The 12,685-nt window shown below is 54.6% G+C and carries 9 protein-coding genes and 1 pseudogene; 4 read left to right on the plus strand and 6 right to left on the minus strand.

The window, feature by feature from the left end:
• Positions 1-9: 9 nt before the first annotated feature.
• The 3 genes from wecA to trxA all read right to left on the minus strand — a co-directional run bounded on the left by wecA (position 10) and on the right by trxA (position 3,291).
• Complete coding sequence (wecA, locus tag WLO32_RS19685) at positions 10-1,125, minus strand: UDP-N-acetylglucosamine--undecaprenyl-phosphate N-acetylglucosaminephosphotransferase (RefSeq protein ID WP_435946640.1); 1,116 nt, start codon at positions 1,123-1,125, stop codon at positions 10-12.
• A 218-nt stretch (positions 1,126-1,343) separates the two neighbouring features.
• Positions 1,344-2,603 carry a transcription termination factor Rho gene (gene rho / locus WLO32_RS19690; RefSeq protein WP_121266803.1) on the minus strand — a complete coding sequence of 420 codons (1,260 nt, stop codon included), beginning with the start codon at positions 2,601-2,603 and terminating at the stop codon, positions 1,344-1,346.
• 358 nt (positions 2,604-2,961) lie between these two features.
• Positions 2,962-3,291 carry a thioredoxin TrxA gene (gene trxA / locus WLO32_RS19695; RefSeq protein WP_006179218.1) on the minus strand — a complete coding sequence of 110 codons (330 nt, stop codon included), beginning with the start codon at positions 3,289-3,291 and terminating at the stop codon, positions 2,962-2,964.
• 118 nt (positions 3,292-3,409) lie between these two features.
• On the opposite strand from trxA, the gene rhlB reads away from it, so the two are divergent.
• Both rhlB and gppA read left to right on the plus strand, forming a co-directional pair.
• Positions 3,410-4,681: an ATP-dependent RNA helicase RhlB gene (gene rhlB / locus WLO32_RS19700; RefSeq protein WP_121266804.1), complete on the plus strand. Its 1,272-nt coding sequence runs from the start codon at positions 3,410-3,412 to the stop codon at positions 4,679-4,681.
• 6 nt (positions 4,682-4,687) lie between these two features.
• Entirely contained in the window at positions 4,688-6,172 is a 1,485-nt protein-coding gene (gene gppA / locus WLO32_RS19705; RefSeq protein WP_435946641.1) for a guanosine-5'-triphosphate,3'-diphosphate diphosphatase, read from the plus strand.
• Between the two features lies 1 nt (position 6,173).
• On the opposite strand, the gene rep is transcribed toward gppA, so the two are convergent.
• Positions 6,174-8,195 (minus strand): DNA helicase Rep, encoded by a 2,022-nt coding sequence (rep, locus tag WLO32_RS19710; RefSeq protein WP_435946642.1) that lies wholly within the window; start codon positions 8,193-8,195, stop codon positions 6,174-6,176.
• A gap of 83 nt (positions 8,196-8,278) precedes the next feature.
• Between rep and ppiC the strand changes: the two genes are divergently transcribed.
• Positions 8,279-8,560 carry a peptidylprolyl isomerase PpiC gene (gene ppiC, locus WLO32_RS19715; RefSeq protein ID WP_034461726.1) on the plus strand — a complete coding sequence of 94 codons (282 nt, stop codon included), beginning with the start codon at positions 8,279-8,281 and terminating at the stop codon, positions 8,558-8,560.
• A gap of 47 nt (positions 8,561-8,607) precedes the next feature.
• Here the strand turns inward: ppiC and ilvC are convergent, their stop codons facing one another.
• Positions 8,608-10,083: a ketol-acid reductoisomerase gene (gene ilvC, locus WLO32_RS19720; RefSeq protein WP_435946643.1), complete on the minus strand. Its 1,476-nt coding sequence runs from the start codon at positions 10,081-10,083 to the stop codon at positions 8,608-8,610.
• 164 nt (positions 10,084-10,247) lie between these two features.
• Here ilvC and ilvY point away from each other — a divergent pair.
• Positions 10,248-11,142: pseudogene (gene ilvY, locus WLO32_RS19725) on the plus strand (HTH-type transcriptional activator IlvY).
• On the opposite strand, the gene ilvA reads toward ilvY, so the two are convergent.
• Positions 11,139-12,683: a threonine ammonia-lyase, biosynthetic gene (ilvA, locus tag WLO32_RS19730; RefSeq protein ID WP_435946644.1), complete on the minus strand. Its 1,545-nt coding sequence runs from the start codon at positions 12,681-12,683 to the stop codon at positions 11,139-11,141. The pseudogene ilvY and the gene ilvA overlap by 4 nt on opposite strands.
• Positions 12,684-12,685 lie beyond the last annotated feature (2 nt).

Raw genomic sequence — 12,685 nt, forward strand, 5'->3', positions numbered from 1 at the left:
CCCCAATATCTATTTAGTAAGGGTTGGTTTCTTATTATGGCTTCGACGCAAACGACGTTTGACGCGTTTAATAAAACGCGCGACTTTCCAAGCGCGTTTAAGGCAGTATCCATAGAGCATAAAAGCTAGCAAGAAAAGCGCCAACATGGCCCACTCCGGGACAATCTCAGAATATTCTGAAATAACCCCTACCGCTGCCAGCAGCGCTGCAGCCAGAGTAATCAAAGCAAAAGCCTGCCGGGAAGTAAAACCCGCTCGCATAATAAGATGATGAATATGCTGGCGATCTGCAGAGAATGGGCTTTGTCCTTTGCGCAGGCGACGATACATGATAGCAATCATATCCATCAAAGGGATGGCGATTATCCATAGAGCAGACACCGGGCTAATAGGATTTGCAGGACCCTGGGTAGCCTGTAACAGCATCCAAATCAATGTAAATCCTATAAAAGTACTTCCGGCATCTCCCATAAATACTTTATAGCGTCGACCAAGCACGCCGAGGTTAAGCAGGATATAAGGAAGGATCGCTGCGATCATAGCGAAGCACCACATCGCAAGGCTTGTTTGTCCCTCTAATAAGAGAAGGAGACCAAGCGCCGCAAATGAAACGCTGGCTAATCCTCCCAGAAGACCATCTATACCATCTACCATGTTAAAAGCATTTATCGCCGCCCATACGGCAAACAAGGTGACGATATAACCGAAAGGTCCGAGCAGAAATTCCCACGAGCCCAAAATATAACCCAGGTTTGCGAGGTAGAGACCTCCGTACGCCATCATCACTATAGCAACGCAAGCCTGTACGATAGCGCGGAATTTTACGCTGATATCAAACCTATCGTCGAGGGCGCCGACAATGACCAGAACCCCGGCACAGGCAAGATAGAGTCGGGCGTGAGGGACATAATATCTGGAGGAAAGCCAGGAAAAAAGAAAGGCGAAGCATATCCCTGCGTAAACAGAAATACCGCCGACGAGCGGGATCAGCCCCTGATGTCGTTTGCGATAATTTGGTCTATCCACCAGGCCTATTTTTTTTGCTACCTTACGCGCAAAAAATAAAAAGACGAGAGTGAAAATAAAAACGATGATGAGGTCTGTACTCTGACTGAGTAAGTTCACAATAAACGCTCTCTGCTAAATCCTGCAGTTATCAAAGCAATAAACATGCCAATTGGTTATTCTTTATCATTTTTAGGAGTAATAATCACTGTCTTTATAGTGAAATTAACAAGCGTAAGATAACACAAACGGCAATTTTTGATTAGTCAGACACAGCGTATATACCACCAAAGAAAAACGCCACGTCTAAGCGTGGCGTTCCCCGAGTTTTTTACTGCTTACGAGCGCTTCATCATATCGAAGAACTCGTCGTTGGTTTTGGTCATCGCCAACTTGTTAATGAGGAATTCCATCGCGTCGATTTCGCCCATCGGGTGAATAATCTTGCGCAGGATCCACATTTTCTGCAGCTCTTCCTGGGTGGTAAGGAGCTCTTCCTTACGCGTACCAGAGCGGTTGTAGTCGATAGCAGGGAACACGCGCTTCTCGGCGATTTTACGCGCCAGATGCAGTTCCATGTTGCCGGTACCTTTAAATTCTTCGTAGATAACTTCATCCATCTTAGAACCGGTATCGACCAGCGCGGTTGCGATAATGGTCAGGCTGCCGCCCTCTTCCACGTTACGCGCGGCGCCGAAGAAACGTTTAGGACGATGCAGGGCGTTAGCGTCCACACCACCGGTCAACACTTTACCGGAAGCCGGTACAACGGTGTTGTAGGCGCGAGCCAGACGGGTAATGGAGTCGAGCAGGATGATAACGTCTTTTTTATGCTCAACCAGACGTTTCGCTTTCTCGATAACCATTTCAGCCACCTGAACGTGGCGGGATGCCGGCTCATCAAAGGTAGAAGCAACCACTTCACCTTTAACCAGACGCTGCATCTCGGTCACTTCTTCCGGACGCTCATCGATGAGCAGTACCATCAGCACGCAATCCGGGTGGTTGTAAGCAATGCTCTGCGCAATGTTCTGCAGCAGCATGGTTTTACCGGCTTTCGGCGGGGCCACAATCAGGCCGCGCTGGCCGCGACCGATTGGCGAAGCCAGATCCAGTACGCGTGCGGTTAAGTCTTCGGTAGAACCGTTGCCACGTTCCATGCGCAAACGAGAGTTGGCATGCAGCGGGGTCAGGTTTTCAAACAGGATTTTGCTACGCGCGTTTTCCGGTTTGTCATAGTTAACTTCGTTTACTTTCAGCAGGGCAAAGTAACGTTCGCCTTCTTTCGGCGGACGAATCTTACCGGAGATGGTATCCCCTGTGCGGAGGTTGAAACGGCGGATTTGGCTGGGAGAAACGTAGATGTCATCGGGACCGGCGAGGTAGGAGCTGTCTGCGGAGCGGAGGAAACCAAATCCGTCCTGCAGTATCTCCAGCACACCGTCGCCAAAGATATCTTCGCCACTCTTAGCATGTTGCTTCAGGATGGAGAAAATAATGTCCTGCTTGCGCATGCGGGCCTGGTTTTCCAGCCCCATATTTTCGCCGAGAGTAATCAGCTCAGAAACCGGCGTATTCTTTAATTCGGTAAGATTCATAATGGTGGGTTCTTAAACTCGGGGTAAATCTCGAACATGTTTCGTGAATGGTATGGCAGGGTCATCCATGCCTGTTTAATGGCCAGCACCACATGTCTTATCGCTGCCTGGTCATAGGAAAAACGCAGAACTGAAACGACACGACGGAATGGGTGATACGCCCGAAATCGATTATGCAACCATGTGCTCACTGTGAAATTAGCGTCTTAGCGATAGCGAATGAGAAGCATTGGGTATTACAAAGATTCAAACTTTAAGGCAAGTTCAAGGTGCAGTAAAAGTAACTTAGCATGACTGACGCCGGGCGTCCAGCGGCTCACAAAAAATTGCGAACCGAGACGCGCCGGCTGAGATTCCATTACGCCAGGTTAGCGTCCAGGAACTCTTTTAACTGGCCTTTGGACAGCGCACCGACTTTGGTGGCGGCCACTTCACCGTTCTTAAACAGCAGCAGCGTTGGGATGCCGCGAATGCCGTATTTCGGCGCGGTGCCCGGGTTCTGGTCGATGTTCAGTTTAGCAACGGTTAATTTGCCCTGATATTCATCAGCGATTTCATCAAGAATCGGGGCGATCATTTTGCACGGACCACACCACTCTGCCCAGAAATCAACGAGGATCAACCCGTCAGCTTTAAGTACATCCGTGTCGAAACTGTCGTCAGTCAGGTGAATAATTTTATCGCTCATGTTCTACTCCACAGGATTATGTCTACCTTGTTGGTGTAGCATTAACCAACTTAAGGTTGACTTTATTTCACCGGATACGCTTTCGTAAAGCAATAGTTAGCTGATATTCTACCACACTATGAGCAAAACACATTTGACCGAACAGAAGTTTTCCGACTTCGCCCTGCACCCTAAGGTGATTGAAGCCCTTGAAACAAAAGGGTTCCATAACTGCACCCCAATTCAGGCACTCGCACTTCCGCTGACGCTGGCGAATCGTGATGTTGCAGGTCAGGCGCAAACCGGTACCGGCAAAACGATGGCGTTCTTAACGTCAACGTTCCATTATTTACTCTCTCACCCTGTTCCGGAGAACCGTCAGGTGAACCAGCCGCGCGCCTTAATTATGGCGCCGACTCGTGAACTGGCGGTCCAGATTCACTCCGATGCAGAACCGCTGGCGCAGGCTACGGGCCTGAAACTCGGCCTGGCTTACGGCGGCGACGGCTACGACAAACAGCTTAAAGTGCTGGAAAGCGGCGTCGACATTCTGATTGGCACAACCGGTCGTTTAATCGACTACGCCAAGCAAAATCATATTAATTTAGGCGCTATTCAGGTCGTGGTGCTGGACGAAGCCGATCGCATGTACGATCTGGGCTTTATCAAAGACATTCGTTGGCTGTTCCGTCGTATGCCGCCGGTCACCCAGCGCCTGAACATGCTGTTCTCCGCTACCCTTTCTTACCGCGTCCGTGAACTGGCTTTCGAGCAGATGAACAACGCTGAATATGTAGAAGTGGAACCAGAACAAAAAACTGGCCACCGCATTAAAGAAGAGCTGTTCTATCCGTCAAACGATGAAAAAATGCGCCTGCTGCAGACGCTTATTGAAGAAGAATGGCCGGATCGCGCGATTATTTTTGCCAATACCAAGCACCGCTGTGAGGATATCTGGGGCCACCTGGCCGCGGATGGACACCGCGTTGGCCTGTTAACCGGCGATGTCGCGCAGAAAAAACGTCTGCGTATTCTCGATGAGTTTACCCGCGGCGATCTCGACATCCTGGTAGCGACAGACGTTGCCGCCCGCGGCCTGCATATTCCGGCCGTGACGCACGTATTTAACTACGATCTGCCGGATGACTGCGAAGACTATGTTCACCGTATTGGCCGTACCGGCCGTGCCGGGGCAAGCGGGCATTCTATCAGCCTCGCATGTGAAGACTACGCGTTAAACCTGTCGGCGATCGAAACCTACATTGGCCACTCGATTCCGGTCAGCAAATATAAACCCGAAGCGCTGTTAAGCGAGCTTCCGCCACCGAAACGACTCACCCGTCCGCGTACCGGTAACGGTCCTCGCCGTGGCGGCAGCGCACCCCGTGGTAATCGTCGTCGCACAGGTTAACTATCTATGCTCAGCTCCACCTCACTGTATGCAGCTATTGATTTAGGTTCTAACAGTTTTCATATGTTAGTGGTACGTGAGGTGGCTGGGACGATACAAACCCTGGCCCGCATCAAGCGTAAAGTCCGTCTCGCGGCCGGCCTGAACAGCGAAAATGCTCTTTCTCCGGAAGCAATGGAGCGCGGGTGGCAATGCCTGCGCTTATTCGCGGAACGCTTACAGGATATTCCCCAGGCGCAGATTCGCGTTGTCGCTACGGCAACGCTGCGTCTTGCCACCAACGCGCAAGCATTCATCCAGCAGGCTGAAAAAATTCTGGGATGTCCGGTACAGGTCATTCGCGGAGAGGAAGAAGCTCGCCTTATCTATCAAGGTGTTGCGCACACCACCGGCGGCGCGGATCAGCGTCTGGTGGTGGATATCGGCGGGGCCAGCACGGAATTAGTCACCGGCACAGGCGCGCAGACCACCGCGCTATTCAGCCTTTCAATGGGCTGCGTCACCTGGCTTGAACGCTTCTTCAGCGACCGCAATCTGGCAAAAGAGAATTTTGCCGCGGCGGAAGCTGCGGCAGGCGAAGTGTTAAAGCCGGTTATTGATGAATTAAGGCATCATGGCTGGAAGGTCTGCGTCGGCGCCTCGGGCACCGTACAGGCCCTGCAGGAAATCATGATGGCGCAGGGCATGGATGAACGCATCACCCTCGCGAAGCTGCAGCAGCTAAAACAACGCGCCATTCAGTGCGGGCGTCTTGAAGAGCTGGAAATCGAAGGCCTGACGCTCGAACGAGCGCTGGTTTTCCCCAGCGGCCTTGCCATTTTAATCGCCATTTTCGAACAGCTCGGCATTGACTGTATGACCCTGGCCGGCGGCGCCCTGCGCGAAGGCCTGGTTTACGGCATGCTGCATCTGAGCGTCAGCCAGGAAATTCGTACCCGCACCCTTCGCAACGTGCAGCGGCGTTTTATGGTCGATATCGCCCAGGCCGAGCGTGTCCGGCAGCTGGCGCAGGCCTTCGCCAGCCATGTCGCGCAGGAGTGGGAGCTTGATACGTTAAGCGAAGAGATGCTGCAAAGCGCAGCGCTGCTTCATGAAATCGGGCTAAGCGTCGATTTCAAGCAGGCTCCGCTGCATGCGGCCTATCTGGTGCGCAATCTGGATTTACCGGGCTATACGCCGGCGCAGAAAAAGCTGCTGGCTACTCTTCTGCTCAATCAGACCAATCCGGTCGATCTCGCGTCGCTTCATCAGCAAAACGCCGTGCCGCCGCGCATCGCGGAGCGCCTTTGTCGCCTGCTGCGTTTAGCCATTATTTTCGCCAGCCGCCGCCGGGACGACATTCTGCCCGCGATTGAGCTGGAGGCCGAAGGAGAGGCGCTGACCCTGCGGCTTCCGGCAAACTGGCTTATCTGCCATCCGCTTGGCGCTGAATTACTCGCTCAGGAAAGCCTGTGGCAAAGCTACGTTAACTGGCCTCTGAACGTTAAGTAAGCTAGCTTTTCCGCGCTTTTGCCAGCATTTCACGGATGTTGGCGACGTTACTCTGTCCTTTATGCATTCGCTCTTCGGCGGAAATGACCTTACGCTCCTGCTCCCACTGCAAATCATCCTGCGGTAGCTCAAGCAGGAACCGGCTGGGTTCCGGGCGCACCAGTTCGCCATACTGACGACGCTCCTTGCACAAGGTGAAAGTCAGCTCTTTTTGCGCGCGGGTAATCCCTACGTAAGCCAGACGCCGCTCTTCGTCGATATTATCCTCATCAATGCTGCTCTGGTGCGGCAAAAGCCCCTCTTCCATGCCGACTAAAAAGACATAGGGAAACTCCAGCCCTTTAGAGGCGTGAAGGGTCATCAGCTGAACCTGATCGGCCTCCTCATCGTTTTCGCCGCGTTCCATCATATCGCGCAGCGTAAAGCGGGTTACCACCTGCGTTAACGTCATCGGCTCGTCAATATCCGAGCCTTCAAGCATTTCCGTCATCCAGCTGAACAGCTGGTTAACGTTCTTCATGCGCATTTCGGCCGCCTTCTGGCTTGGCGACGTTTCATACAGCCATGACTCATAGTCTATGCCGTGAATCAAATCACGCACGGCCGCCACCGGCTCGCGCTCGGCAAGCGTTGCGACGTCGCGCAGCCAGTGGGTAAAGCGCTGCAGGGATTCCAGACCGCGGCCGCTTAACGTCTGGCCGAGGCCAAAATCGAAGCTGGCGGTGAAAAGGCTTTTGTTACGCTGCATCGCCCATTCGCCCAGCTTTTGCAGCGTTGCCGGCCCTATCTCGCGTTTTGGCGTATTCACAATCCGCAGGAAGGCGCTGTCATCGTCCTGGTTGGTCAGCACGCGCAGATATGCCAGCAGATCTTTGATCTCGGGACGCGAGAAAAACGACGTGCCGCCGGAGATGCGATACGGAATACGGTTTTGCATCAGCATCTTCTCGAACACCCGCGACTGGAAATTGCCACGGTAGAGGATCGCGTAATCTTTGTAACTGGTCTTGTTGATAAAGTGATGGGCAATTAGCTCGCCGGTGACACGCTCCGCCTCATGATCTTCGCTGTTAGCGGTCACGACTTTAAGCTCGGCGCCATAGCCCAGCTCGGAAAAAAGGCGCTTTTCAAAAACGTGCGGGTTATTGGCGATCAGGATATTTGCCGCCTTCAGAATACGTCCGGAAGAGCGGTAGTTTTGTTCAAGCTTGATAACCTGCAGGGCCGGAAAGTCCTGGCTTAGCAGCACCAGGTTTTGCGGACGCGCGCCGCGCCAGGAATAAATCGACTGGTCGTCGTCGCCTACCACGGTAAAACGAGCGCGCGCGCCCACCAGCAGCTTCACCAGCTCATACTGGCTGGTGTTGGTATCCTGATATTCATCCACCAGCAAATAGCGGATGCGGTTTTGCCAGCGCTCGCGTACTTCCTCGTTGCGCTGCAAAAGCAGCGTAGGCAGCAAAATGAGATCGTCAAAATCCAGCACGTTGCAGGATTTCAGATGGGCATCGTACAGGCCGTAGCAGTGCGCGAAGATCCTGTCCCGCTCGCCTTTGGCCCGGGCCGCCGCCTGAGAAGGCGTCAGCAGATCGTTTTTCCAGTTCGAGATCGTCGAGATCAGCTGCTGCAGTAAGGTTTTGTCGTCTTCGAGCAGCCCTTCGGTCAGCTCTTTAAGCAATGCAGTCTGATCGGTATCGTCAAACAGCGAAAAGTTAGATTTCATCCCCAGCGCGACATACTCGCGCTTGATAATCTCAAGGCCCAGCGTATGGAAGGTGGAGATCAGTAAGCCGCGCGCCTCTTTACGTCCTAAGGTTTGCGCCACGCGCTCTTTCATCTCGCGCGCGGCCTTGTTAGTAAAGGTCACCGCGGCGATATGACGTGCCTGATAGCCGCATTCGCGGATCAGATACGCCATTTTATTGGTGATAACACGCGTTTTACCCGAGCCTGCGCCCGCCAGGACCAGGCAGGGTCCGGTAACAAATTCGACGGCTTGTTGTTGGCCTGGGTTTAAACGCATAAGGTCACTCAATGAAAGTCAGGAGGGGAGAAAAACAGCGTGGTAGTATAGCCAGCGTAATCCATACGACTCAAGGCACTATCATGGCAAAAACCGCGGCAGCATTGCATATCCTTGTTAAGGAAGAAAAACTGGCCCAGGAAATTCTCGAACAGCTGAAAAACGGCGGCGACTTCGAAAAACTGGCGAAAAAGCACTCCACCTGCCCGTCAGGCAAAAAAGGCGGCCACTTAGGTGAATTCCGCCAGGGCCAGATGGTACCGGCTTTCGATAAAGTGGTGTTCTCCTGCCCGCTGCTGGAGCCTGTTGGCCCGCTGCACACGCAGTTTGGCTACCATGTGATTAAGGTTCTGTACCGCAACTAATAAAAAAGGCCGGGAATTTCCCGGCCTTTTTACATCAGGCGATTCAACTAGCCCGCAACAGCGATGCGCTTCATATCGGTCATGTAGCCGCGCAGTTTCTGGCCCACCTTCTCGATTTCGTGGTTGCGAATAGCCTCGTTCACGTCACGCAGCTGCGCGTTGTCAACGGACGCGGCCGGGATCTCTTTACCCAAATCGCCCGCCTGCAGCGTAGTCATAAACTCTTTTAGCAGCGGCACCGCAGCGTAAGAGAACAGATAGTTGCCGTACTCGGCGGTATCGGAGATAACCACGTTCATTTCGTACAGGCGTTTACGTGCGATGGTGTTCGCAATCAGCGGCAGTTCATGCAGCGATTCGTAGTAAGCAGACTCTTCGATGATGCCCGCATCGACCATGGTTTCAAACGCCAGCTCAACGCCTGCTTTCACCATGGCGATCATCAGAACGCCTTTATCGAAGTACTCCTGCTCGGAAATTTTGCCTTCGAACTGCGGAGCGGTTTCGAACGCGGTTTTACCGGTCTCTTCACGCCAGGTCAGCAGTTTCTTATCGTCGTTCGCCCAGTCGGCCATCATGCCGGAAGAGAACTCGCCGGAGATGATGTCGTCCATATGTTTCTGGAACAGCGGCGCCATAATGGTTTTCAGCTGTTCAGACAGCGCGTAAGCGCGGATTTTTGCCGGATTGGAGAGCCTGTCCATCATCAGCGTGATGCCGCCCTGCTTCAGCGCTTCGGTGATGGTTTCCCAGCCGAACTGAATCAGTTTTTCCGCATAGGCCGGATCGGTGCCCTCTTCTACCAGCTTGTCAAAGCACAGCAGAGAACCCGCCTGCAGCATGCCGCACAGAATGGTTTGCTCGCCCATCAGGTCGGATTTAACTTCCGCAACGAAAGAGGATTCCAGCACGCCCGCACGGTGGCCGCCGGTGGCCGCAGCCCAGGCTTTAGCAATCGCCATGCCTTCGCCTTTCGGATCGTTTTCCGGGTGAACCGCAATCAGGGTTGGTACGCCGAAGCCGCGCTTGTACTCTTCACGCACTTCAGTGCCCGGACATTTCGGCGCCACCATCACGACGGTAATGTCTTTACGAATTTGCTCGCCGACTTCCACCACGTTGAAACCGTGGGAATAGCCCAGCGCCGCGCCGTCTTTCATCATTGGCTGTACGGCTTTAACCACCGCGGAGTGCTGCTTGTCCGGAGTCAGGTTAACCACCAGATCGGCCTGTGGGATCAGCTCTTCATAGGTGCCCACTTTAAAACCGTTTTCGGTCGCTTTGCGCCATGAAGCGCGCTTCTCGGCGATCGCTTCCGCACGCAGCGCGTAGGCCACATCGAGGCCGGAATCACGCATGTTCAGGCCCTGGTTAAGGCCCTGAGCGCCGCAGCCCACGATGACGACTTTTTTGCCTTTGAGGTAGCTTGCTTCGTCGGCGAACTCACTACGCGCCATGAAGCGACATTTACCCAGTTGCGCCAGCTGCTGACGCAGATTCAAGGTGTTGAAATAATTAGCCATCGTAGGACTCCGTGATTGTCGTGTTGTGTTTCTTGTATGGGTCGCAGGCCCGGTCATGCCTGCGAGAATGAACCCACTATATGACAGGAAATGCGTTGCTTAAATTGATATATTAACAACGTGACGTTGCAATAATCGCAACATGAAAATAAGGGTTGATGACCATGGATTTACGCGATTTAAAAACGTTTCTCCACCTTGCGGAAAGCCGCCATTTCGGCCGTAGCGCGCGGGCGATGCACGTCAGTCCCTCAACGCTTTCGCGCCAGATCCAGCGCTTAGAAGACGATCTGGGACAGCCGTTGTTTTTACGCGATAACCGTACCGTCACGCTGACCGAGGCCGGGGAGCAGCTGCGCCAGTTCGCCCAGCACACGCTTTTGCAGTACCAGCAGATGCGCCATACCATCGGTCAGGAAGGCCCTTCTTTATCCGGCGAGCTGCATCTGTTCTGCTCGGTCACCGCGGCCTACAGCCATTTGCCGCCGATTCTGGATCGATTCCGCGCGGAGCATCCCAACGTCGAAATCAAACTGACAACGGGCGATGCGGCGGATGCGGTGGAAAAAGTGGATTCCGATGAAGCAGACCTGGCGATTGCCGGCAAGCCGGAATCCCTGCCGCCGGGTATTGCTTTCTCAATGCTGGAAAACTTAGCCGTGGTGCTGATTGCCCCGGCTCTGCCGTGCCCGGTGCGGGGCCCTCGTCAGTCACCCGCAGCCGGACTGGAATAAAGTGCCCTTTATCATGGCCGAGCAGGGCCCCGTGCGCCGCCGTATCGAGCTATGGTTTCGCCGTCAGAAAATCAGCAACCCGTTTATTTACGCAACGGTGGCCGGGCATGAGGCGATGGTCTCCATGGTCGCGCTGGGCTGCGGCGTGGCGATCATCCCGGAAATCGTGCTGGAAAACAGCCCTGAGCCCGTGCGTAACCGGGTGCAGATTCTGGAGCGTAGCGATGAAGACGCGCCGTTTGAGCTTGGCGTCTGCGCACAAAAAAAGCGGCTCAACGAGCCGCTTGTGAATGCTTTCTGGAAGCTACTGCCCGGCGGCCACTAGCCTGCCAGGAAGAAGCGGAACGCCGGATTGTTCGTCTCGTCGTGGCAATCGTAGCCAAGCTCGTTGAGGCGGGTTTCGAAATCCGGCTCGTTGTCGCCCAGCTCAAACGCCGCCAGCACGCGGCCATAATCCGTACCGTGGCTGCGATAGTGGAACAGAGAAATATTCCAGTGCGTGCCCAGCGTTTGCAGGAACTTCAGCAGCGCGCCCGGCGACTCGGGGAATTCGAAGCTGTAAAGCCGCTCGCGCAGCGGTTTTGAAGGACGTCCGCCCACCATATAACGCACGTGCAGCTTTGCCATTTCGTCATCGGAAAGATCGACGACGCCGTAGCCGCCTTCATTCAACAGCGCGATTATTTCGTGGCGCTCTTCCACGCCGCGGGTCAGACGCACCCCCACGAAGATGCAGGCGTCCGCCGAGCTTGAGTAGCGATAGTTAAACTCCGTCACCGCGCGGCCGCCGAGCAGCTGGCAGAATTTCAGGAAGCTGCCTTTTTGCTCCGGTATGGTCACGGCCAGCAGCGCTTCGCGCTGTTCGCCCAGCTCGCAACGTTCCGAAACGTAACGCAGGCCGTGGAAATTCACGTTCGCGCCGGACAGCACATGGGCAAGCCTTTCGCCACGGATCTGGTGCTGCTGGATATATTTCTTCATCCCCGCCAGCGCCAGCGCGCCGGAAGGTTCCGCCACGGCGCGCACATCCTCGAACAGATCCTTCATCGCCGCGCAGATGGCATCACTGTCTACGGTAACGATGTCATCAAGGTACTCCTGGCAAACGCGGAAGGTTTCATCGCCGATGCGTTTCACCGCCACGCCTTCGGCAAACAGCCCGACGCGCGCCAGATCGACAGGTTTTCCCGCGTCCAGAGCCGCCTTCAGGCAGGCAGAGTCTTCGGCCTCGACCGCGATCACTTTAATCTGCGGCATCAGCTGTTTGATCAGCACCGCCACGCCCGCGGCCAGCCCGCCGCCGCCAACCGGCACAAACACCCGGTCGATATGCGCATCCTGCTGCAGCAGCTCCAGCGCCAGCGTGCCCTGGCCGGCAATCACCGCCGGATGGTCAAACGGCGGCACATAGGTGAAACCCTGCTGCTGCGAAAGTTCGATGGCGCGCGCCTTGGCTTCGTCAAAGTTTGCCCCGTGGAGCAGCACTTCGCCGCCAAAGGCTCTTACCGCATCCACTTTGATATCCGCGGTGGCTACCGGCATGACGATCAGCGATTTAATGCCCAACCGCGTTGAGGACAGCGCCACGCCCTGCGCGTGGTTGCCCGCCGAAGCTGTAATCACACCGCTGGCTTTCTGTTCGCTGTTCAGCCCGGTAATCATGGCGTATGCGCCACGCAGCTTGAAACTGTGTACCGGCTGCCTGTCTTCACGCTTCACCAGAATGATATTGTCCAGGCGCGAAGAAAGTTTTTCCATTTTCTGTAACGGCGTGACCTGCGCCACCTCGTAAACCGGGGAGCGCAGCACGGCACGCAGATATTCCGCCCCGCAAGGGGCGTCGGGTAGCGGCTGTGACTCGGCCATGA

Source organism: Dryocola mayonis (genome assembly GCF_051307045.1).
In the GTDB taxonomy this organism is placed as follows: domain Bacteria; phylum Pseudomonadota; class Gammaproteobacteria; order Enterobacterales; family Enterobacteriaceae; genus Dryocola.